Origin of the sequence: Thermostichus vulcanus str. 'Rupite' (assembly GCF_022848905.1) — a bacterium.
Lineage (GTDB): Bacteria > Cyanobacteriota > Cyanobacteriia > Thermostichales > Thermostichaceae > Thermostichus > Thermostichus vulcanus_A.
This window is the reverse complement of the sequence record NZ_JAFIRA010000046.1, coordinates 1-22,066: the sequence shown is the minus strand read 5'-3', so window position 1 is coordinate 22,066 and position 22,066 is coordinate 1. Positions and strand designations below refer to the sequence as shown.

General features: G+C 56.5%; 23 protein-coding genes and 1 tRNA gene. 12 read left to right on the top strand and 12 right to left on the bottom strand.

The window, feature by feature from the left end; genetic code table 11:
* Positions 1–90 precede the first annotated feature (90 nt).
* Positions 91–894 carry a serine O-acetyltransferase gene (gene cysE / locus JX360_RS14420; RefSeq protein ID WP_244352282.1) on the top strand — a complete coding sequence of 268 codons (804 nt, stop codon included), beginning with the start codon at positions 91–93 and terminating at the stop codon, positions 892–894.
* Between the two features lie 91 nt (positions 895–985).
* Positions 986–2,584, top strand: a complete 1,599-nt coding sequence (gene purH / locus JX360_RS14415) for a bifunctional phosphoribosylaminoimidazolecarboxamide formyltransferase/IMP cyclohydrolase (protein WP_244352280.1) — start codon at positions 986–988, stop codon at positions 2,582–2,584.
* A gap of 83 nt (positions 2,585–2,667) precedes the next feature.
* On the opposite strand, the gene JX360_RS14410 is transcribed toward purH, so the two are convergent.
* From JX360_RS14410 to JX360_RS14400, 3 genes are all read right to left on the bottom strand, one after another.
* On the bottom strand, positions 2,668–3,267 hold the full coding sequence (locus tag JX360_RS14410) for a hypothetical protein (protein ID WP_244352278.1): 600 nt from the start codon (positions 3,265–3,267) through the stop codon (positions 2,668–2,670).
* Positions 3,268–3,323: 56 nt separating this feature from the next.
* Positions 3,324–3,848 (bottom strand): acetolactate synthase small subunit, encoded by a 525-nt coding sequence (gene ilvN / locus JX360_RS14405; RefSeq protein WP_244352276.1) that lies wholly within the window; start codon positions 3,846–3,848, stop codon positions 3,324–3,326.
* Positions 3,849–3,933: 85 nt separating this feature from the next.
* Positions 3,934–5,016: a tetratricopeptide repeat protein gene (locus JX360_RS14400; RefSeq protein WP_244352275.1), complete on the bottom strand. Its 1,083-nt coding sequence runs from the start codon at positions 5,014–5,016 to the stop codon at positions 3,934–3,936.
* A 180-nt stretch (positions 5,017–5,196) separates the two neighbouring features.
* Here JX360_RS14400 and JX360_RS14395 point away from each other — a divergent pair, with 180 nt between their 5' ends.
* Positions 5,197–5,349 (top strand): hypothetical protein, encoded by a 153-nt coding sequence (locus tag JX360_RS14395; RefSeq protein ID WP_244352274.1) that lies wholly within the window; start codon positions 5,197–5,199, stop codon positions 5,347–5,349.
* A gap of 94 nt (positions 5,350–5,443) precedes the next feature.
* On the opposite strand, the gene glgP is transcribed toward JX360_RS14395, so the two are convergent.
* Complete coding sequence (gene glgP, locus JX360_RS14390; protein WP_244352273.1) at positions 5,444–8,050, bottom strand: alpha-glucan family phosphorylase; 2,607 nt, start codon at positions 8,048–8,050, stop codon at positions 5,444–5,446.
* Between the two features lie 233 nt (positions 8,051–8,283).
* Here glgP and JX360_RS14385 point away from each other — a divergent pair, with 233 nt between their 5' ends.
* Together JX360_RS14385 and JX360_RS14380 are read left to right on the top strand one after the other, a co-directional pair.
* Positions 8,284–9,039, top strand: coding sequence for a hypothetical protein (locus JX360_RS14385; protein WP_244352272.1), 756 nt, complete (start codon positions 8,284–8,286; stop codon positions 9,037–9,039).
* Positions 9,040–9,247: 208 nt separating this feature from the next.
* On the top strand, positions 9,248–9,997 hold the full coding sequence (locus JX360_RS14380) for a YebC/PmpR family DNA-binding transcriptional regulator (RefSeq protein WP_244352271.1): 750 nt from the start codon (positions 9,248–9,250) through the stop codon (positions 9,995–9,997).
* A gap of 37 nt (positions 9,998–10,034) precedes the next feature.
* On the opposite strand, the gene JX360_RS14375 is transcribed toward JX360_RS14380, so the two are convergent.
* Positions 10,035–10,361: a YbjQ family protein gene (locus JX360_RS14375; protein WP_244352270.1), complete on the bottom strand. Its 327-nt coding sequence runs from the start codon at positions 10,359–10,361 to the stop codon at positions 10,035–10,037.
* 31 nt (positions 10,362–10,392) lie between these two features.
* Positions 10,393–11,184 (bottom strand): sucrose-phosphate phosphatase, encoded by a 792-nt coding sequence (locus tag JX360_RS14370; RefSeq protein ID WP_244352269.1) that lies wholly within the window; start codon positions 11,182–11,184, stop codon positions 10,393–10,395.
* Positions 11,185–11,339: 155 nt separating this feature from the next.
* Here JX360_RS14370 and rbsK point away from each other — a divergent pair, with 155 nt between their 5' ends.
* A complete protein-coding gene (gene rbsK, locus JX360_RS14365; protein WP_244352268.1) occupies positions 11,340–12,263 on the top strand; it encodes a ribokinase in 924 nt (307 codons plus the stop codon).
* 171 nt (positions 12,264–12,434) lie between these two features.
* Here rbsK and JX360_RS14360 read toward each other — a convergent pair whose 3' ends face one another.
* The 4 genes from JX360_RS14360 to JX360_RS14345 all read right to left on the bottom strand — a co-directional run bounded on the left by JX360_RS14360 (position 12,435) and on the right by JX360_RS14345 (position 14,574).
* Positions 12,435–12,659: an amidohydrolase family protein gene (locus JX360_RS14360; protein ID WP_244352267.1), complete on the bottom strand. Its 225-nt coding sequence runs from the start codon at positions 12,657–12,659 to the stop codon at positions 12,435–12,437.
* Between the two features lie 253 nt (positions 12,660–12,912).
* Positions 12,913–13,461, bottom strand: coding sequence for a ribosome recycling factor (gene frr, locus JX360_RS14355; RefSeq protein ID WP_244352266.1), 549 nt, complete (start codon positions 13,459–13,461; stop codon positions 12,913–12,915).
* A gap of 215 nt (positions 13,462–13,676) precedes the next feature.
* Positions 13,677–14,276 carry a recombination mediator RecR gene (gene recR / locus JX360_RS14350; protein ID WP_244352265.1) on the bottom strand — a complete coding sequence of 200 codons (600 nt, stop codon included), beginning with the start codon at positions 14,274–14,276 and terminating at the stop codon, positions 13,677–13,679.
* Between the two features lie 22 nt (positions 14,277–14,298).
* Entirely contained in the window at positions 14,299–14,574 is a 276-nt protein-coding gene (locus tag JX360_RS14345; protein WP_244352296.1) for a YbaB/EbfC family nucleoid-associated protein, read from the bottom strand.
* Between JX360_RS14345 and JX360_RS14340 the strand changes: the two genes are divergently transcribed.
* The 3 genes from JX360_RS14340 (at position 14,557) to JX360_RS14330 (ending at position 17,309) form a co-directional block, all read left to right on the top strand.
* Complete coding sequence (locus JX360_RS14340; RefSeq protein ID WP_244352302.1) at positions 14,557–14,697, top strand: hypothetical protein; 141 nt, start codon at positions 14,557–14,559, stop codon at positions 14,695–14,697. The genes JX360_RS14345 and JX360_RS14340 overlap by 18 nt on opposite strands.
* 141 nt (positions 14,698–14,838) lie before the next feature.
* Positions 14,839–15,738 (top strand): carbohydrate ABC transporter permease, encoded by a 900-nt coding sequence (locus JX360_RS14335; RefSeq protein WP_244352263.1) that lies wholly within the window; start codon positions 14,839–14,841, stop codon positions 15,736–15,738.
* A gap of 62 nt (positions 15,739–15,800) precedes the next feature.
* Complete coding sequence (locus JX360_RS14330; RefSeq protein ID WP_244352262.1) at positions 15,801–17,309, top strand: UbiD family decarboxylase; 1,509 nt, start codon at positions 15,801–15,803, stop codon at positions 17,307–17,309.
* A gap of 5 nt (positions 17,310–17,314) precedes the next feature.
* On the opposite strand, the gene JX360_RS14325 is transcribed toward JX360_RS14330, so the two are convergent.
* The gene (locus JX360_RS14325; protein ID WP_244352261.1) at positions 17,315–18,526 is read right to left on the bottom strand and encodes an ABC transporter permease; all 1,212 of its coding nucleotides are present in this window, start codon (positions 18,524–18,526) and stop codon (positions 17,315–17,317) included.
* Positions 18,527–18,528: 2 nt separating this feature from the next.
* Positions 18,529–19,902 carry an efflux RND transporter periplasmic adaptor subunit gene (locus JX360_RS14320; protein WP_244352260.1) on the bottom strand — a complete coding sequence of 458 codons (1,374 nt, stop codon included), beginning with the start codon at positions 19,900–19,902 and terminating at the stop codon, positions 18,529–18,531.
* A gap of 185 nt (positions 19,903–20,087) precedes the next feature.
* Here JX360_RS14320 and rplS point away from each other — a divergent pair, with 185 nt between their 5' ends.
* The 3 genes from rplS (at position 20,088) to JX360_RS14305 (ending at position 21,864) form a co-directional block, all read left to right on the top strand.
* A complete protein-coding gene (rplS, locus tag JX360_RS14315; protein ID WP_244352259.1) occupies positions 20,088–20,471 on the top strand; it encodes a 50S ribosomal protein L19 in 384 nt (127 codons plus the stop codon).
* Positions 20,472–20,558: 87 nt separating this feature from the next.
* A tRNA-Trp gene (locus JX360_RS14310) sits at positions 20,559–20,631 on the top strand.
* Between the two features lie 372 nt (positions 20,632–21,003).
* Positions 21,004–21,864, top strand: coding sequence for a PRC-barrel domain-containing protein (locus JX360_RS14305; RefSeq protein ID WP_244352257.1), 861 nt, complete (start codon positions 21,004–21,006; stop codon positions 21,862–21,864).
* The last annotated feature ends 202 nt before the right edge of the window (positions 21,865–22,066 follow it).

Genomic DNA, 22,066 nt, shown 5'->3' with positions numbered 1-22,066 from the left:
TCCAGCCCAGTTCTGTCCTCTCTTTTCCCCTGGCACCCCCAAAAAATGTTAGAAGGAGAAGCAGTGGAGGTATCTGACCAGAGGCCATTCATGCTAACGGAAGCCGAGCACTCGGTGGTCGAAGATCCCAGCCCAACCGCACCCTCAGGTGAGATCGGGTCTCTACCCAAACCGGCACAAGCCCAGAAGCTGGGATTTTGGCAACAGGTGGGGGAAGACATCGACTGTGTGTTTGACCGGGATCCGGCGGCACGCAATCGCTGGGAGGTGATCTGCACCTATCCAGGGATCCACGCGCTCTTTTTGCATCGGATCGCCCATCGTTTGTGGAAACGGCGCTGGTTTTTCTTAGCTCGGTTGCTCAGCTTTTTTGCCCGTTCCTTTACCTTGATCGAGATCCACCCGGCAGCCCAGATCGGACGGCGCTTTTTTATCGACCATGGTTGCGGGGTGGTGATCGGCGAGACGGCGGAGATTGGCGACGATGTAACGCTCTACCACGGGGTTACTTTGGGGGGAACCTCTTGGGACAAAGGGAAACGCCACCCCACTCTAGAAAATGGTGTGATTGTCGGTACAGGGGCAAAGATCCTCGGCCCAGTCCGCATTGGCCATGGCTCCCGGATTGGGGCGAATGCCGTGGTGATTCAGGATGTGGCTCCAGAAATGACAGTGGTGGGGATCCCAGGCCGTGCGGTCATTCCACCCCATCAACGGCACATCCCCGCTCACGGGATCGATTTGGATCACCATCTCATGCCTGACCCGGTGGGACGAGCCATTGAGCGACTGCTGCACCGCATTCAAGATCTCGAAGCCCAAGTGGCCCATCTCAACAAAGAACGGGAACAAGCCCGGCAAGAGCAAGTCAAGAGTGGATCCGAGTATCCCTAGGTGAATCGCAAGGTATGCTGTGGGGGCGCTGGATACCAGCCCAGCTAGGTATCTTAGGCAACTCTGCTCTGTTTTGGGTAACAAAAGATCAATGCCTTCTCAGGACTTCTCCCCTTTGGCCTTACTGAGTGTATCTGACAAAACTGGACTGATCCCTTTTGCTCAAGCCCTAGTCCAGGAGCATGGTTTTCAACTGCTCAGCAGCGGGGGTACTGCCAAAGTGCTCTCAGAAGCAGGGATCCCTGTGACTCCCGTCTCCACCCATACGGGCGCACCCGAGATCCTGGGTGGGCGGGTCAAAACCCTCCATCCCCGCATTCACGGCGGTATTTTGGCCCGCTTGGAGCGCAGCGATGACCAAGAAGATTTGGATGCCTTGGGGATCCCACCGATTGGATTGGTCGTGGTTAATTTTTATCCCTTTGAAGAAACCGTAGCCCAAGCAGGCGTTTTACTGGCGGAAGCAACTGAACAAATTGATATTGGTGGCCCGACGTTGGTACGGGCAGCCGCCAAAAACTATGCCCACGTCACGGTACTGACGGATCCGGCCCAATACCCCCAGTATTTACAGCTGTTGTCCAGTACTTGCGGCGAATCCGAACGATTGGCGTTTCGCTTCCAGTGCGCCCGTCGCGCCTTTGAGCAGGTACTGGCCTATGATCGCGCCATTGTCAACTATCTGGCCCGTCCAGAATTGACCCAACAATTGCAACCGCAATCGGATCCTTCTCCAGTCCAGGAAGACATTTTTCAACTGCAAGGGATCCCTCAGCAAAGGCTGCGCTACGGCGAAAATCCCCACCAAGCCGCCACTTGGTATGTTGTGGATCCGGCTGCTCCCGGCTGGCACCAAGCCAAACAATTGCAGGGTAAAGAACTGAGCTACAATAACCTGCTGGACTTGGAAGCCGCCCGCGCCATTGTTGCCGAATTTGGCCCGGAACAAGCTGTGGCTGTGGTGGTCAAACACAACAACCCCTGTGGCGTCGCCCTGCGTCCTTCTTTGGCGGCAGCCTTTCGGGCTGCTTTTGCTGCTGACTCCGTTTCTGCTTTCGGGGGCATCGTTGGTCTCAATCAAACGCTGGATCGAGAAACCGCCCACCTCCTGACGGAACCTTTTTTGGAATGTGTGGTGGCCCCCGACTGTACCTTGGAAGCAGCTGAGCTGCTATCGGCCAAAAAGAACCTGCGGGTATTGATCTTGCCCAACTGGCAAGTGGGGCCGGCCCAGACGATTCGCACCTTAGCGGGGGGCTTTCTGGTCCAAGATGCCGACCCCCCTCAGGGATCCGACAGCCAACAGTCTTGGCGAGTGGTGACAGAACGGCAGCCCACCCCAGAAGAATGGGCCGAATTGGAATTCGCTTGGAAAGTCTGCAAACATGTCAAATCCAACGCCATTGTGATTGCCAAGCAGGGGCAAACGGTGGGCATTGGGGCTGGGCAGATGAACCGAGTTGGAGCTGTAGAAATTGCCCTGAAACAAGCCAGATCCGAAGCCGCTGGGGCAGTTTTGGCCAGTGATGGATTTTTTCCCTTTGCCGATAGCGTTGAGGTGGCTGCCCAATCGGGGATCCGCGCCATCATTCAGCCGGGAGGGAGCATTCGGGATCCCGATTCCATTGCAGCGGCCAATGCTGCCGATATTGTGATGATTTGCACCGGCATCCGCCACTTCTTGCACTGATTTTCCCACCGAGTTTTGGGGCTAGCTCCTTAGGCAGCTAGAGATTTGCAAGTGTTAGAAGCTGACCTACAGCAGCCGTGGCCTTATGCCGGGGATCCCACTGGGGTTGGCACTGCCGTCTCAGACGTAAGTGTTGAGCTCAGTTCTGGATCTACGGGTTCAGCGGTTTCGGCAGGGGGCAACTCAGGGGGGGGTACAGGCTGCGGCAAAAAGTCGATGGTTTCCCAATTTTTGGAGTCGGGGGTGGAATAGGCCAATAGCCATCGTTCCGACAGGGCTTGCGGGTCTTGGGTTTGTTCTTTTGTATTTGTATGGGCAAGAGTGAGCTGAAAGGGATCCCCTTTGCGGCGATAGGGACGACGGGATCCCGGCAGCTTCACGGCAAGCGTATAGGTACCGCTGAGGTGATGGCCCTCCACTTTTTCCCCGGAGGCCAACAGCAACGGTTCGCGGCGATCTTGGCGGATCTTCACTTCTTGCAATTCCAACCGGGCCAGCAACTGTTCACTCCCCACTAGGGATCCCACTTCAGCGGGCAAATGGGACATTTGGTAAGCCAAAGCCTGCTGGACAATCGGTTTCGGGGCTTTAGGGCCACAGCCACTCAGCAACCCCACCAGCCAGAGGACCAGACAACAGAGAGCCAATCCTCGGGAACAATGGCTCCAATCCGGTTTGGGCATAGCCTCCCCCCCCATTTCTCTTATGTTTACCCCTGTCGGGGATCCCGCTCAAGCCATCAAACTGAAGCCAAGGCGGGCTGTTGCTTCAAATATTCTGTATTCACCCCCGACTCACGGGTAAGGGCCACCAGTCCGGTGCGGGCGATCTCACGGATGCCGAAGTGGGTCAGCATTTTGATAATCGCCACCATTTTGCCGGGATCCCCGGTCACCTCTAGGGTCAAGGATTCCTCCGCCACATCCACAATGCGGGCGCGAAACATCTGGGCCACATCCATAATGTCGGAGCGGGTATCGGGGCTGGCATTCACCTTAATCAGCATGAGCTCCCGTTCCACACAGGGAACATTCGTGATATCAGTTACCTTGAGCACATCAATGAGCTTGTAGAGCTGCTTGGTCATTTGCTCCACATCGTGCTCGTCCCCCGGTACCACCATGGTGATGCGAGAAACACCGGGTCGCTCAGTGGGACCAACGGTAAGACTATCGATATTGAAGCCCCGGCGGGCAAACATCCCTGCTATACGGGTTAAAACGCCAGGCTGATCCTGCACAAGGGCGCTGAGAGTGTGTTTCACGGCAACAAAAACGGTAGAAAAGGGGGATTCGCTGAACCTTAGCGACTTTTATCCTCATATTATTGTGTCACAGGCCGGGATCCTTCTAGGCGGATTGTTCTGTGTCTGGATCTGCTGGATCTGAATTGGGATCCCCGCTATTGAGGCGCAGCCAAGACCGCTGCACTTGCTTGGCTAAAGCCAGGTTGTGGTGTTTACGGCAAACCGCCAAAGCCGCTTGCCAATCGGAAAGGGCTGTCATCTTATCTCCCATGTGGCAGTGGGCCAATCCCCGCCCGTACAGGCCATACTCATCCGAAACATCCACCTGATTCCGATTGGCTTCAAGGCGAAAGGCACGGTCATAGTCATCGAGGGCGGCTTTCAGCTCCCCCAACTCGTAGAGGGCATTGCCCCGATTGTAGAGGGTGTTGGGTTGCTGGGGATCCGCCTCTAGGCTGCGATCCAAATCCGCAATCGCCTCGTCATACCGATCGGCACAGGAGTAGGTGACGCCACGGTTGTAGTAGAGGGCTGGGTCAGGCTGTAGCTCAATCGCTTTGGACCAATCGGCCAACGCAGCCTCCCACTCCCCCAGGTAATTGTGGAGGCTAGCTCGTGCAGCAAAAGCAGGGGTCGAGGTGGGATCCAACTGAATCGCTTCATTCAGATGGGTGAGGGCGATGGGCAGGGATCCCTGCTGAGCCAGCAGATTGGCTAAGTGGATGTGGTAGGTAGCACTGGGGCGTAAAGCCACCAACTGGGTGAGATCGGCAATCGCTCCTTCCGTATCCGCTTGACCCACTCGAATTAGGGCACGGCAGGAATAGGGTTCTGGCTGGCGCGGGGCCAACTGGATCGCCCGGTCAAAATCCGCCAGGGCCAAGGGTACTTGGTTGAGGGCAAAATAGGCTTTTCCCCGCAAAAGGTAGGCATTGGTCAGGTTAGGATCCTGTTGCAAAGCCAAGCTCAGCTGTTCGACGGCCCCCGACAGATCCCCTTTCAGCCACTGTTCTCGACCGCGGTTGTAGGCCAAAATCGCGGGGCGAGTAAACACGGAAATGGCTGCCGCACTGGCCAATCCCATCACCGCCAAGGCTCGATCCTGCCGCCAACTGAGCATGCCCCCCAAGAGTAGGGCAGTGATGATCAAAACCCGCAAACCAGTGGAAGAGTGGACTTTGGACATGGTATCCAACCAAGGTCTGCTTTTATTCTGCATGATCTGGCAGTGGAGAACACCAAGAACCGGAGTGTCATTGGCGGCCAGATCGGTCAAGCTGGAGCCGAACCAACCCAGAGGTTTTTTTGAACCTTTGTTGGGTTGTTGTCGAACCTCTAGGTGTGAGAGGACGCTGTGAACGACCAGATGATCAAAAGTACCCTGCCGCTCTTGGCCCTCTTGGCAGGGTTTGTCCTGTTTGGCCCGACGCTAATTCTGGAGGCCACCGATTTTATCCTCGGTTACCCGGTCGATTTGATTCGGGTGCAAGAAGGGGGCAACAGCCAGCCGCTGCCATGATCTGTTGGTCGATAGATGGAGCTGTGGGTGCAGAGGGATCCCCATCCTCTCTAGACAACGTTCTAGACAGAATTCGGGGATCCCAGCCGCTAGCCTAGGCCCAGAGCATCAACCGCATCTCGTAGGGATCGTGCATATCCGGATGGAAGGGCATCACCCGCAATGCCAACCCCTGTAAGCCGCTGGCATCATAGCGAATTTGTCCCGAGAAAATCGCCCGATCCTCAACCGTCTGCACGTAATGCATCGGGGTGATTTGCCCCTGCTGAATGTGGCCGGTATCATCCACAGGCCCCTGGTAGGCTTGCAAAACCACATCCTGCGGCTGCAGGGATCCCAGTCGTACCTCGACGGTTATGGTTAGGGGATCCCTCGCCATCACGGTTTGACAGCCTTGTTGACTGTCTTGCACCCCAGACTTGGCCAGAGTGCCCTGTGGGTGTTCTATCTGCACCCCTAGCACCTGAATGCCATACCAGTTCTCCTGGAGATGGTTCTGCCAGCGGGTGAACCGACGGGCAGATTCAAAGTTTTCGCTGCGCATGCGGTCGAAGTAGTTACTCAGAGGAATGTAGGCTCGTTCGGCATACTCCTGCACCATCCGTTGGGTACTAAACAGTGGGGCGTTGAGGCGAATCGACTGCTTCATGCGCTGGATCCACTGATGGGGTAAACCATCGCTGCTGACCTGGTAGAAAGCCGGGGCAACCTCTTGTTCCAGCAAATCGTAGAGGGCATTCGATTCCACCTCATCCTGATAGGCTCGATCCTCGTATTCCTCGCCGCGACCGATGGGCCAGCCGGTTTGGTAGTAGTCCGCCTCATCCCACCAGCCATCCAAAATGCTCAGGTTTTGTCCACCATTGGCGGCAGCCTTCATACCACTGGTGCCACTGGCCTCCCGCGGGCGCAGGGGGTTGTTCAGCCATACATCCACCCCCGCCACCATCATGCTGGTGACATGCATGTCGTAGTCTTCGATAAACACCAAGTGCTGCCGAAATTCCGGCTGTCGCGACAACTGCACAATTTGGCGGATCAGCTCCTTACCGGGTGTATCGCGGGGGTGAGCTTTACCGGCAAAGATGAATTGCATCGGGTACTTGGGATGATTCAGCAGCGCCTTGAGACGATCCGGGTTCCGCAACAGCAGGGTGGCTCGTTTGTAGGTGGCAAAACGGCGGGCAAAGCCAATGGTGAGGATTTCTGGGTTGAGAGCTTCGGAAGCCCGTTGCACTTCGATGTTAGAGGCGGCCCGTTTGTGCAACTGCGCCATCAGGCGTTCGCGGGTAAAGCTGACCAGCCGGGAGCGACTGCGCTCGTGGATCCGCCACAGTTCGCTGTCCGGGATGCGATCCACCTTCTGCCACAGCGGATCGGAAGGGGGAGCTTCTGGCCAGTCGGGGCCTAAGTAGCGGTCATAAAGCGCTTGGTACTCTTCCCCCACCCAGGTACGGGTATGGATCCCGTTGGTGATGGAGGTGATGGGCACTTCTTCTAAGGGGATCCCCGGCCAAAGGCGGCTGAACATTTTGCGGGAGACCGCCCCGTGCAACTTGCTCACCCCATTCACAAAAGAGGCCATGTTGATGGCTAGCACCGCCATGCTGAAGGGCGACTGAAAATCGCCGGTGTTCTCCCGACCCAAAGCCAAAAAGCGCTCTCGACTCAGGCCCAGTTGGCTGTAGTAGGAGCCGAGGTAGTAGTCAATTTTATCGGGGGGAAACAGGTCGATCCCCGCAGGCACAGGGGTGTGGGTGGTAAACATTTGGCTGGACTTGGCCACCTGCCAGGCCTCTTCAAAGCTCAACCCCTGCTCAGCCATCAACAGGCGCATCCGTTCCACCGCCAGAAAAGCGGAGTGTCCCTCGTTCATGTGGTAGACGGTGGGGCGGATCCCAAGGGCGCGCAAGGCCCGCACCCCGCCAATCCCTAGCATGATCTCTTGGTGGATGCGCAGATCCTGGTCGCCGCCGTACAGCTCATCGGTAATATCTTGGTCATATTGGCTGTTGGGCTCAATGTTGGTATCCAACAGGTAGAGAGGTACCCGGCCCACATTCACTTTCCAAATGCGCGCCAACACCTTACGGTTGGGGTAGTCCACCTCGATGCGAATCTCTTTGCCCTCGGGATCCTTTTGCAATTCCAGGGGCATATTAAAAAAGTCGTTGATGGGGTAGCGTTCCTGTTGCCAGCCATCCGGGTTCAGGTACTGGCGGAAATAGCCTTTTTGGTAAAGTAAACCCACCCCCACCAAAGGTAGGCCGAGGTCACTGGCGGCTTTCAGGTGATCCCCAGCCAAAACCCCTAAGCCCCCAGAGTAAATAGGTAGGCAATCTGCCAGGCCAAACTCGGCGGAAAAATAGGCGTAGCATTCGCCTTCTACAGCATGGGCAGCCCGGTGCTTGCGATACCAGGTATCTTTTTGCAAATAGCTATGGAGCTGCTGAGTTGCCCGTTCCAGCTGAGCCAAAAAGCCGGGATCCTCTGCCAACTCATCCAGCCGTTCCTGCCGGATTTCTCCCAAAAGAGCAATCGGATTGTGGGCACAGCGATCCCATAGATCGGGATCCATACGGCTAAATACATTACGGGTTTCGACATTCCAACTGAAATGCAGGTTGTAGGCCAAGAAGCGCAGACTTTCCAGAGCAGCGGGTAAGTAAGGGGTAACCTTAAAGGTACGTAACGGCTTCATAGAGATCCCGGAGGAACATTGCCACTGTCAAGCTACCTTGCTCCCTGTCAAAGTCTGGGGCTTTTTAGCTTGAATGCTGATTTGGCATAATCCTACCGCTCCGGGATCCCACCCAAACCGAAGTGATGGATTCCGAGAGAATTTGCCGGATCTAGTGCCTCCTCTGCCGATGTCGGGTAGATTTGGCGGTACGGGGTAAACGCCTACAGCACGTTACGCGAACGGTTAATGCCATGAAACGCCCGATTCAGGATTCCACTGCCTCTTCTTCCCGTCCAAAGCACAGCCAGGGTAGAAGGTTTTCTATCCAAGGTCTGGGCCTGGGCTTGTTTTTGGGATCCCTGATCTTGGGGGGGTGGGCTGGCAAGCCTCTGACCTGGGCACAGGAGGCAGACCCCGAGGCCGAAGTGTTTGTGCCAGGGGGCAATATTGACCCGGCCTCGCAAATCCGGGTACGCAATGAGCTGGTGACGATTTGTGGTGATTACCGTTGCGAAGGCTATCGCTTTCCGGTGCGGGTGTTGATCAGCCCAGATGACACTTTGGAAACCCTACTGGAGCGGCTGGGTGCGGAGATGCTGCGGGAGGTGGATCGGGTCTTTCAAAGTCGCCCCAATCTGAAGCGGGTCATCCTTGATGGCTATGTGTTTTCAGGAACTCCCACCTTCGTCAGTCGGGAAGTGTTGGTGCAAACGCTGTTTGTCCCCCGACACCGCTGGGAGGTGGGCCGTTTTGGGCTGGAGCAGGATACCGTATTCTATGCTGAGCTGCTTGGGCAGGTGACTCCGCTCCTCACCCCAACCCCATCCCCGCAGCCGGGATCTGAAGAAACTTTGCCACCGCTGCCGGATCTCCCCCCTGTTACACCTGAAACCCCTGCTCCAACAGAAACTCCAATCATTCAAGAAACTCCTACTCCAGAAGAGACTACCGCAGCACCGCCACCGCCGCAGGGAGATATCATTGAGCGGCAGCCGATTCAACCCTAATGGGGTTGGGGTCTTCCATCTTGGTGAATGCTTGGTGAATGTCAGGGAGGGTGAAGGGATCCCTCCAAAGGTTCCCTATTTCTGGATTCATTCATTCTGTTCAACAATCTTTCAGCCGTTGCCCGCTTGAGTCCTGGGCTAGGGTGATCTAGGCTGCAAAAAAAGAAGAGGATCCCTCTGGTTAATTGTTTGACGGGTACATAGCAGCATGGCAGGACATAGTAAGTGGGCCAACATTAAGCGGCAAAAGGCCCGCGTAGATGCCAAGAAGGGCAGTATATTCACCAAACTTTCCCGCGCGATTATTGTGGCGGCTCGCAATGGTTTACCGGATCCAGACGGGAATTTTCAGCTACGGGCGGCGGTGGATAAAGCCAAAGCGGCGGGGATGCCCAGTGAGAACATTGAACGGGCAATCGCCAAGGGATCCGGCAACTGGAGCGACGACAGCCCTCTAGAAGACATTCGCTATGAGGGCTACGGCCCCGGGGGGGTGGCGGTTTTGATCGAAGCCATGACCGACAACCGCAACCGGACTGCGGCTGAAGTGCGGGAAGCCTTTAGTAAGACAGGGGGCAGCTTGGGGGAAACCGGCTGTGTCAGTTGGATGTTTCGGCAAAAAGGGGTGATCAGCCTCGAGGTGGTGCCGGATGAAGAAGCGCTGCTCTTAGCTGTGGCCGAAGCCGGCGGAGATGATCTGAGTACCGATGGCTCGCAGGCAGAAGTCTATTGCGACTACACGCTGCTGGAGCAGGTGGCCACCCATCTGAAAAAAGAGGGCTACCAGGTTCAAGATGTGGGTATTCGCTGGATCCCGTCCAATGGGGTGCAGGTGGAGGATGCGGAGACGGCCAAGCTGGTGCTCAACCTGATGGAGCGGCTGGATAACCTGGATGATGTGCAGAATGTCTATGCCAACTTTGAGATTGACGAAGCAGTGATGGAAAGCCTGGTTTAAGGGACTCTAGACCTGTCGGGGATTGGGGACAGCCCCTTCAGCGAATCTTGACAGCGGTTCCGGTGGCTGTGATCAAAAGCAGTACCCCGGTTTGGTCGATGTTAATGGTGCCGGTGTTCAGGTCAATGCCGATCACCCCATCTGCCCCCAGCCGTTTGGCCCGCCGTTCCAACTCAGCAATTGCTTCTTTCTGGCCCTGTTCAAAAACCCGTTCGTAGGCTCCCGTGCGCCCGCCGATAATATCTCGGATCCCTGCAAAGAAGTCCCGTAGGGCGTTGCTCCCATAAACCACTTCGGCAGTAACAATGCCCAGGTAGCTTTCAATTTCTACCCCTTGCAACACATCAGTGGTCGACAGCAACATTCTTTAACCTCTGGGTCGGCACCCCTCCAGGCTAGCTGAGACGCTCCAGACAACCAAAGTGTTGCAACCCTTCTAGGATCCCGCCTGCGCAGGTGGCTGCAGCCAAAAGACAGTGGGGAGTAGGGTTTTTGCGGTACCAATCCAACAACTCCGGCTGGGCATTGCCCACCACGACACCGTAGCCCCCGGATTCGATGGCCGCCTGGAGCAGCAGTTGATCATTGCCAGAATCTCCACAGGCCAGGGTCTGTTCTCCAGGGATCCCCCACTCCTGTTGTAAGTAGCGCAGAGCGGAGCCTTTATTCCCGGCTAGGGGGAGCAAGTCCAAGTCCCGACCACTGCTGTACACCGGGTTCACCGCTAGGCCCCGTTGCGCCAGTTCTCGGCTCAGTTGTGCGATCACCCATTCCGCCCGTCCGGCATCCAGCCAATAGCTGAGCTTGAAGGATCCCTGTTCTGAAGCGGGTTGGGGGCGCAGTTCCGGAAATTGAGCTGCCACCTCAGCCACTGCCTCCCGATCCCATCCCTGGGAAAGATGATTTGTCCAATTGGGATCCGGTTCAGGGAGCCCTTGGTAGTGCACAGCAGTGCCCACCGAGAGGATTAAAGCATCAGGGGGTAACAGCGGGTATTCCTGTAGCAGTTCTTGGTACAGATACCAGGATCGGCCTGTGGCATAGACGAGCTTTAAGCCCGTTTGGGCACGCAGCTGTTCCAGTTTGGGATTTAAGTCCTGCAAGGCTGAGGGATCCCCAACCAAGGTGTAATCCAAATCAGTGACCAACAATTGCAAGTCCACATTCCAGTTCCCAGGCACCTTCATCCACCTCTCGGGATCACCGCTTCCACAGCGTACCAGCTTCACGTAGTTGCGTAGTCGCGTGGTTGCGTGGTCGCATTCGCGTTGCGGAGCATTAGCCTCAACGTAGGTTTGTTACAACAGCACTTGTGTTCCTCACCCACCGGATCCACAACCCCATGTCTAAACCCATTCGAGTGGTCGGTAGTTTGAATATGGACTTGGTGGTGCAAGTGCCCCATCAACCCATTGCTGGCGAAACGGTGCTGGGATCCGACTACACCACCTACCCCGGCGGCAAAGGGGCCAATCAGGCGGTGGCTGCGGCACGGGCAGGTGGACAGGTGGAAATGTGGGGGGCTGTCGGATCCGATGGCTTTGGCCAGAGTCTGCGGGACAATCTCGAGCAAAATGGCATCGATACCCAGCAACTGCAAACCTTGGAAGGCTCCAGCGGCATTGCCCTGATCACAGTGGATCCCAGCGGGCAAAACAGCATCGTGGTCAGCCCAGGTGCCAATGGGCGCTACACCCCGCAGCGCTTGCCCCCCTTCACTCCCGCCGCCTTACTCCTACTGCAACTGGAAATTCCACTCCCGACGGTCTTGGCGGTGGCTGAGCAAGCCTTTACCCAAGGGATCCCGATTTTACTCAATCCTGCCCCCATTCAGCCTTTGCCGGGATCCCTGTTGCGCCAAATTCGCTACCTGGTGCTCAACGAAACCGAAGCCGCCAGCTTCACTCAATCCCCGATTGAAACGCCTGAACAAGCCCAAATGGCAGCACAACGTTTACAACAGCACGGGATCCCGACGGTGATCCTCACGTTGGGCGGGGCAGGGTTGGCCTGGGCGGATGGGGAAGATAGGGGCTATCTACCGGCTCATGCGGTGAACGTGGTGGATACCACTGCCGCTGGAGATGGGTTTTGTGGGGCTTTGGCCGCTTGTTTGGCAGCGGGGGGATCCCTGCAGGAAGCGTTGCGTTTTGCCAATGCCGCCGCCGCACTCGCGGTCACTCGAGCGGGAGCGCAGACCAGCCTTGCCCAGCGTGCTGAAATTGAAGTTTTTTTGGCAGACCAGAGGGGGGATCCCAGCCCCTAATTTTGGGTTCGGGAAAAAGATGAAAATCGAGGGATCCTAGGGTAAATTCATGGCGGCTCGGTAGCGCTCCCCGAGGGTTTGAGTGGCCGCTGAGAGGGTTTTGTGTCGCCAAGTGCCCCGATTTAGCATCTGCTGCCGCAAGGTTTCCACCCTCGGGGAAAGGGATCCCGGCTACCCACAGAATTGGCCCGCTTCAATCCGTCGCTTCCCCCGTACCCACACGCTATCCACCACCCGACTGGGACGGCCCAACACCAACAACCCAATCGGATCTGTGCGCGGCAACAAGGACAACTGGGTGAGATCGCAGAGAACCAAATCGGCAGATTTGCCCACAGTTAGAGATCCCGTTTCCTGTTCTAGGCACAGCCCTTTGGCACCTCCTAAGGCAGCCATCTCAAGGCTTTGGCGGGGGGCAACAGCAATTTGTGATGAGCATCCACCTAGATCCCGGTGGGGGCAGGCTAGAGCCAATGGCGGCAATTCGGCCCGCTACAATATGCAGATCTCTAACTTCGTATCCTTCCCCTGACGGGATCCAAGCCTGTTGCAGAGTAAACTCTGTTGTTGGGTGCAATTGACTTTCCTGAAGGAGTAACAAGATTTAGCTATTATTGCAACCTATTCAGAAAGTCGGGATCCCTTTTTGTCAAATCGTGCTCAATTCCTTCTCTTTCTCCGCTAGCAGCTCATCCACCTTCTTGATGTAGCGGTCGGTCAGTTTTTGGATATCATCCTGCAAACCTTTGGACTCATCTTCGGAAAGCTCACCATTTTTTTCTTGTTTACGCACCGCATCAATCGCATCTCGCCGGATGTTGCGAATCGAGACCCGGCCTTCTTCCGCCAGTTTGGCCACCTGTTTGCTGAGTTCTTTGCGCCGCTCCTCCGTTAGGGGTGGGATATTGAGGCGCACCACTTTACCATCGTTGCTAGGGTTCAAACCTAGGTCAGAAGCCACAATCGCCCGTTCGATCGCGGCCAGAGTCGAGGGATCAAACGGTTGGATCAAAAGGGTACTGGAGTCGGGAGTGGTGAGGGTGGCCAAGGATTTCAGAGGGGTGGGCACGCCGTAATACTCCACCTGAACGCGATCCAACAGACTGGAATTGGCCCGTCCGGTACGCACCGTATTAAAGGCGCGCTGCGTCGCTTGCACCGCTTTACCCATCAGCTCTTCGACTTCAGCTAGCTCCACGGGGTTTCCCTCTCATTCAAGACAGTCAGACTCTGGTAAAGCTGGCATCTCTACCGTGAGCCCGACCTCAATTTTACTGCCTTGTTGGGATCCGCAAGGGATCCAGAGCTGGATTCCGTTCAATTCGGATTGCCCGTTTAGAGCAGGATCTAAAGATAATCTAAAGAAGATCCTGAATTTACCGCCAAAATGCCCCCTAGCGGGATGGTACGAATTCACAACTCGCGCCGGGCTTCGAGAGCACGGGCCAGGGTGACCTCATCGGCGTATTCCAGTTCGGATCCCATCGGCAGCCCAAAAGCCAGCCGGGTCATGTACAACGTGGGGGAGACTTGCTTTAGGAAATCCTTGATCACGTGCATGGTTACTTCCCCCTCGACGCTGGGGCTAATGGCGAAGATCAGCTCCCGCGGCTTTTCCTGGGCTACCCGTGCCACCAGCTCCCGGATGTGGAGTTGATCCACCCCAATGCCATTCATCGGGGAAATCAGACCCCCCAGAACGTGGTAACGGCCCTTGAACTCACGAGTTCGTTCCAGGGCAATCAAATCCTTCACCTCCGCCACCACACACCACAGCGAGGGATCCCGCTGGGGAGACCGACAAATCTCACAGGGATCCTCCGCCGACCAATTAAAGCAAATGGAGCAATGTTTAACCGTCTGCTTGGCTTCCAGGAGAGCTTGGGCCAAAGCTTCGATCTCGGTGACGGGGCGATTGATGAGATGCAAAGCCAACCGCTGAGCGGTTTTGGCACCGATACCGGGTAGCCGTTGCAGTTCCTCGATTAGGCGAGCCAGCGGGCGGGTATACATAGAGGGCTAGCGAGGGAGGGGATCAACCCAATCCCAACCCGGGCAGACTGATGTTTCCGGTCAGCTCCTCCATCCGCTTGCGCATCGTTTCGGCAGATTGGGTATAGGCATTCACCATCGCCGTTAGGATCAAATCCTCCAGCACATCTGGGGCCTCCTTGAGGGCATCGGGATCCAGCGAAACCTTGAGGGGCTCCTGGTTGCCATTCACAGTGACTTTAACCAGCCCATTGCCAGCTTCCCCGACGATCTCCATTTCTTCGAGCTCCTTTTGGAGCTTTTGAGCACCGTCACGCACCTCTTGGGCTTTCTTGAGCGCTTCTTGGATTTTGCCGAATGGGCCAAAGCCTCGGGTCATGGGATCCTCTTCTTCATTCCAGATCACTGCTGTACTACTCTACCCGTTTCCTCCCGTCGGTAAAAGCACCTGAAAAATCGAGGAAGAATTCAGCTCCCTTAGGGAGACGTTAACCCGATCCGATTATCCTCAACAAGTAAGCCAACCAGTCAGCATCTCAAATCAGCATCACCCATCAGCAACAGCACTTTGGCAGGAGGAACGATGGCCCAACTTTTGCAGGATCCCCGACTATCCCAAGCTGCTCCCCGCAGCCTCAGCCAACCCAGCCGCCGCCCTTCCCGAACCTGGCGTTGGATCCCGGAGCGTTGGTATGTGCATTTGGGCCTGTTGCTGGCCTGTTTGGTGTTGGGGTTCCCAGTGTTGTATGCCGTGATTGTGAGCACCCAGAACAATGCGGAAGTGTTTCGCTATCAATTTACCTTTGGCTCATCCTTTGGCTTCAACTGGCGACAGGTGATGGTGTCGCGGCACCTGGGCAGTTACATGCTCAACAGCACGATCATGGCGGTGGCGATCACCGTCGGTAAGACCATTTTGTCGTTGTTGGCGGGGTTGGCCTTTGTTTACTTCCGCTTTCCGGGTAAGTGGCTGGTGTTTGGTTTTGTACTGATCACGTTGATGATGCCCACGGAAATTTTGATCATTGCCCTGCTGCGTTTTGTCACTGGCTTAGGTTGGGGATCCACCTACTACGCCCTGATTGTGCCTTTTTTGGCCAGTGCAACGGCGACTTTTCTGTTTCGGCAACATTTTTCCAACATTCCCAGCGAACTCTCCGAGGCAGCCCAATTGGATGGGGCCAACCCGCTGCAATTTCTCACCCAGGTGTTGATCCCCCTCAGTTGGAATGCGATTGGGGCCCAGGCAGTGATTCACTTCGTCTACGCTTGGAATATGTACCTGTGGCCTCGTTTGATCATCCAGGGACAGGAAAAACAGGTGGTGCAAGTGGGGTTGCAATCCCTGCTCAACCTGGATAGCTCCGCCTCCTATGGCCCGATGATGTTGGGGGCGATCATCGCCAGTATTCCGCCGGTGGTGGTGTTCATGGCCTTGCAGAAGCCGTTTATGAGCGGTTTTGCTCTTGCCCGCGACAAGTAAACCTCTCCTTGGTCGGGATCCGATGCCACGGGAACGCCTGCCCTGTTTGAGTACCAGCCTTCATGCCCAGAGATTTGCGTCGCTTTATCGCCCTGTTGGAATCCCGTGGTCAGCTCCGCCGCATTCCCGCAGAAGTGGATCCCGACCTAGAAATTGCCGAGATCGCCGATCGCCTCTTGGCCAGTGGCGGCCCAGCCCTGCTGTTTGAGCGGGTGAAAGGATCCCGTCTGCCGCTTGTGATCAATGCCCTGGGGACGGTGGAGCGCATCTGCTGGGCCATGGGGATGGAACAGCCGCAGGAGCTGGAAAGCCTGGGTAAAAAATTGGCGTTGCTCTACCAACCGCGTCCCCCGAAAACGTTCTCGCAGGCAGTGGAACTGGGGCAGGCTTTGTTCAGTGTGTTCAAGGCTAAGCCCAGCCGCGATCTCTTGCCCCCCTGTCAGCAGGTGGTGTTGCGGGGAGAAGAGGTGGATCTGGGCCAATTGCCGCTGTTGCGGGTCTATCCGGGGGATGCGGGGCGGGTGCTGACCCTGGGCTTGATGGTGACCAAGGATCCCGAAAACGGGATCCCCAACGTGGGGGTGTATCGGCTGCAACTGCAAAGCCGCAACACGATGACGGTGCAGTGGCTCTCGGTGCGGGGGGCAACCCGCCATTTGCGCAAAGCGGCAGCACTGGGCAGAAAGTTGGAAGTGGCCGTCGCGGTGGGGGTGGATCCCTTGGTGATCATGGCGGCGGCAACCCCAGTACCGGTGGATCTGTCGGAATGGCTGTTTGCCGGTCTCTACGCAGGAGAAGGACTCCACCTGGCCCAGTGCAAAACCGTGGATCTGCAGGTGCCAGCCCACGCGGAGATGGTCTTGGAAGGCACAATCACCCCTGGGGAAGTGGCCCCCGACGGCCCTGCTGGAGATCACATTGGCTACTACGGCCCCCGCAATGAGCAAGCCCCCCTGATTCGCTTTCACTGCCTCACCCACCGCCGCGATCCGATTTATCTCACCACCTTTAGTGGCAAGCCCCCGAAAGAAAACGACATGATGGCCCTAGCCCTGAACCGGGTTTACACCCCCATCCTCAGGCAACAGGTACCGGAAATTGTGGATTTCTTTTTACCCATGGAGGCTCTCGGTTACAAAGCAGCCATTCTTTCCATTGACAAAGCCTATCCCGGCCAAGCGCGGCGGGCGGCTCTTGCCTTTTGGAGCGCTCTGCCCCAATTCAGCTACACCAAATTTGTAATCGTAGTGGACAAAGACATCAATGTCCGGGATCCACGGGCAGTCGTTTGGTGCCTCTGTTCACGGGTGGATCCGCAGCGGGATGTGTTTATTCTGCCGGATAACCCCTTCGACTCCCTGGACTTTGCCACCGAAAAACGCGGCCTGGGGGGCAAAATGGGCATCGATGCCACCACGAAGATTCCTCCAGAAACCGATTCCCCCTGGCGGGATCCCCTCACCCCCGATCCGGCAGTGGCGGAGTTGGTCAATCGCCGCTGGGCGGAATATGGCCTAGCGGATCTCAACCTGCAACCGGCGGATCCCCGCTTGTTTGGGTATGAATTTTAGGAAACTCAGGCCCGCAGCGCTTCGATCGGATCCAGTTGCGCCGCTTTACGGGCCGGGAAAATGCCGAAGACCAACCCAATGGCCGTTGAAAGAGAAAAGGAAACCACCACCGCCACCGGATCGATTGTGGTAGCCAAGGGGGTGAAAACCTGTACCGCCACCAAGAGGCCACTGCTGAAGAGGATCCCGATCACTCCCCCCGTCACGGCAATAAAAATGGCTTCTGTGGCAAATTGCTGCAAAATCTGGCGGCTATCGGCCCCGATTGCCTTGCGAACCCCAATCTCATGGGTGCGCTCCGCCACTGAGATCAACATCACATTCATGATCCCCACCCCCCCCACCAGCAGGGAAAGGGCCGCCGTACCCGTCAACAACACCCGCAGTAGGCCCAGGATTGTGGCTGCCCCATCCAGCAACACCTTTTGGTTACGGATGATAAAGTCATCTTCCCCCACCAATTGATGCCGCTGCCGCAGCAAGTTGCGAATTTGAAACTCCGCTGCCGGCAGATCCTCCACCGAGCGGGCCGAAACAAAAATCGCTGTCAATTCTGTGCCGTAGGGGGATCTGCGCCCGACAAACTGATTGGCCACCACATCCACCGGCAAGAACACCCCAGCATCGCTATTGCCAAACACTGTCGGCTTCGAGCGCAAAGTCCCGATCACCTCAAAGGGGAGATTATTCAGCAGCACGGTCTCCCCGATAGCAGCTGCGGGATCCAGGCCAAACAGTTGACTAGCCGCCTCGCTACCCAGAACCACCACGGAGCGCTGTTCCTCAATATCTGCGGGCGAAAGAAAGCGACCGTGTTCTATCTCCAGGTTCAACACCGACAAATACTCCGGCCAGGTGCCTGTGGCTTCGTAGCGGCGATCCACTCCCCCCCGCACTGCACGCACATTGACGCTAAGGCTGGGTACGGCTGCCGCTACGGCGGGCACTTCCTGTTCAATCGCCATCAGATCATCCAGGGTAATCGGTCGGATATTGCTGGCATCCGCTAGGCCCAAGCTAGACGAAAAGACAATGAGTAAATTGGTACCTAAAGACCGGAACTGATCCACCGCCATCTCCTGGGCGGCATTCCCAAACCCGGCAATTGCCACCACCGCTGCATTGCCGATCAGGATCCCGAGCATGGTTAGGCCCGTGCGCAGACGATGCCGCTGCACCATTTGCCAGGCCATTTTGGCAGAAGTCACCAGGCTCATGGTTAGGGCTCCGCTTTGATCAACGCATCGAGGGTCATTCCCGGCGGCAAGGAGGTAAAGACGCGATCGCCCGCTTGCAGCCCAGAGAGAATTTGGGTGACCCCGCTTTGGGTGATGCCCGTTTCCACTTGCCGATAGATGGGCCGTTGGGTTGCAGGATCCAGCAGGATCACGCCTTCTTGGCCTTGCTCATAGGTGACGGCAACGGAGGGTACGGTCAAGGCTTGCGGCTGGGGATCCCCGATAAAATCCACCGAGACATTCATGCCTGTCCGCAAAAAGTCTGCTCCCGGTTCCGGTTCCACAATCACCCGAAAGACCGTCACTTCCCGCACCACCACAGTGGCGGGTGCAATTCGTTTCACCTTACCCCGCACCACCCGATCCGGATAGGCAAGGGAGCGAATCTCCACCGGTTGACCCACCTGCACTTGCGCAATTTGGGCTTCCGGTACCTCCGCCCGCACTTCGATCCCTTGCGCCAGGGCCAAAATCGAGCTAGAAGAAGCCGCGGTCGCATCCGAAGCCGCTGTGGTCGGGGCAACAAAAGAACCAATTTCGGCAAAACGCTGCACCACAATCCCTGTAAAGGGAGCACGGATTTCTGTATCGGCGATTCGGGATTGCCGTTGGGCCAACTCGGCCTGCGCTTGGGCAATCTGGGCTTGGGTTTGCTGAATCGCCTCTGGGCGGATCCCTAGCTGCAACCGCTCCAATTCCTGTTGGGCAGAGCGCAAATCCGCTTGCGCCTGCTCCAGACGGGCCAGCCGCTGATCCAACTCGTTGCGGGCCACCACCCCCTGCTGCACCAGCGCTCGAATCCGCTCCAACTCTGTTTGGGCCAAGTCCACCTGCGATTGGGCCGCATCCACTCTCGCTTGGGCCGCCAAAATCACCTGGGTACGCTCCCCCGCCTGTTGCTCCGCCAGACGGGCTTGCAGCTCTTGAATGCGGGCTTGGGCCTGTTGAATGCTGCTGGTGAGATCACCGTAATCCATGCGGGCCAGCAGCTGCCCTTCTGTCACTTCATCCCCCTGATCCACGAACAGTTGCAACAGGCGACCGGACTCCCGTGGGCTGACGTTCACCTGGCGGATCGGCTGCACTTGCCCGCTAACCCGCAGGCGCTGGGTGAGATCTGAAACCTGCACAGGCACCGTTAAGGCCTGGAACCGTTGTGCCATCTGCTGCTGAAACTGCCGCTGCAGCAAATAACCTCCTGTGCCTAAACCCGCCAACAGCAAACCGACAACTACCCAGCCGATGGGCAATCCTCTTTTTTTTCGAGATCCGATCTGCGAGGGAGCCGCAGAATAGTCTTGGGGTTGGGGAGGGGATGGGGATCCCGTCTTGGGCTCATCCGTGTGCAGGATCACAGAATGTCTCCCACTCGTCACAAAAGGTTTACTTTCTTCTAGCCTATTGAACTGCGCCAGGGGACGTAAACACGGTTTCCCGCATCTTGGTTGGAGATCCCTCTCCTGGGATCCCAATCACAAGCTCTGTACAAGGAGGATGGGGGATTGTTATTATGGTTGACTGCCAGTAGCGCGGGAAGGCCATGAACGCTCAAGAAATCATCCGCTCCATTGAAGCGGCACAAATGAAGTCGGATCTGCCGGAGATCCGCATTGGCGATCAAGTGCGAGTTGGAGTTCGCATTCAAGAAGGCGGCAAAGAGCGGGTACAAGCCTTTGAGGGCACGGTCATCGCCGCTCGCAATTCCGGATCCAACCGCACCATCACCGTGCGCAAAACCTTCCAGGGAATTGGAGTGGAGCGGGTTTTTCTGATTCACTCTCCCCGCATTGAGTCAATTAAGGTACTGCGTCGCGGTAAAGTGCGCCGGGCCAAGCTCTTCTACTTGCGGGATCGGGTGGGCAAAGCCACTCGCATCAAAGCCAAGGTGGATTCCAAAGAGCAGTCGCTAGAGCAGTTGCTGTGATGGGCTTGGGTAGGGCTGGTGTAGCTGCTAGACTGGAATGAACCAGATGCGAGCCAAATATCAAAGGCTTGCTAGGTTCTAGCCAATGCGTCCTTAGTTCAGTTGGTAGAACGTCGGTCTCCAAAACCGGATGTCGTGGGTTCAAGTCCTACAGGACGCGCTGAAGGTCAGCTGCTTGTATAAGGCTCGTATACAAGGGGATCCCACAGGGTATGTCTTGACAACAAGCCAACCTGGATACCCTCTATGCACCTCAGGCTTTGGCAGCAGCTGGCGGAGACCCCGAACCGAGGGAATCCTGCCCCTAGCTTTTTGTGACGGTCGAACGCTTGGCCTAACCGTCGCAAAACTTGCTGCAATGCCTGAACCTTAACCGAAGCTAGGTCAGCGTTCAGGCACACCGCAAGGGAGGAGACAGGCAATGGTACTATTGTCTTGATTTTGGCGCTCTCTGCCAGATCCATAGCCCACTTACGCGTTCGCGTTAGCGGGACAGGGGCCTAACGTTTCGACTCACGACGGGGAAGACACCATGACGACTGGGAAAGAATCTGTTGCGCTGGTGCGATCAGAGGTTCGTCGGCGGTCACAGGTTCTGGGAACGCAGGTGATTAGCCAGGGGAATGCGGCTCGGCTCGGGGTCGTGAGTGAAGTTTGGGCTGATCTGGAAGCCAAGCAGGTACTGGTGTTGGGCGTATTGGAAAAAGCCTTTGCCAGCTCTCCCCGCCTGCTGGAACTGCGGCAAGTGACGGCTTTAGGCCAGGATGCGGTGCTTGTCCCCAGTGATGAGGTCTTTGACAATTTGGATTTGGATGGGCTCAGCCGGGTAGTTGGGAGCGAGGTGGTGACCGAAGAAGGGATCCGCCTTGGCAAAGTCAAGGATTTTGAATTTAACTCCGTTTCTGGCCTGATTACGGGTTTGGTGCTTTCCAACCTTGGCCTCACCTTTTTGCCCGGATTCATTCTCAGCACCTATCTCCTTTCAACTGATGAGATTGTTTCTGTTGGTGGGGATCGCCTGATTGTCGAAGATGGGGCAGAAACCCGCCTCACCCAACTGGCCAAAGGGATTTTGGAAACTCTCGGGGTCGGCAAACCTCCTTGGGAAGCTGGATCTGGCCCTACCCCGGCCCTACCCAGTGCTGTTGACAGCCCTGTTGTGGAGGAAGACTACGACGAAGAGTATGACGAGGAATACGAAGCCGAAGAAGAGGACATCTACGCAGAAGATGAACCTGAACCTGAGCCTGTGCGCCCACGTCGGCCCGAACCTGTACCCGAACAGCCGGAATGGGAGCAAGAGTATGCCGAAGAGGATGCCCCTCCGGAGCCAACCTCTGAATCTCCTGCTACCGATGCCTGGGAAGACAAACCTGAGGATCCCCAGACTTGATGCCGCAGGTCTTGATGTCCTAAGTAGGGTCTGAGTCCGCTGGAGCTAGTGTATCCTGGAAGTTCACAGGTATGGCTTACGAAGAGCAGCGTAAAGCCCCCGGTTTCTAACTGGGGGATATAAGCGCACAGGCTGAATTTATTCAGCCGTGGTGTGGGTCGTTGATGTATTCCAACACCTTCTGAGTACTAATCTTCCCGGT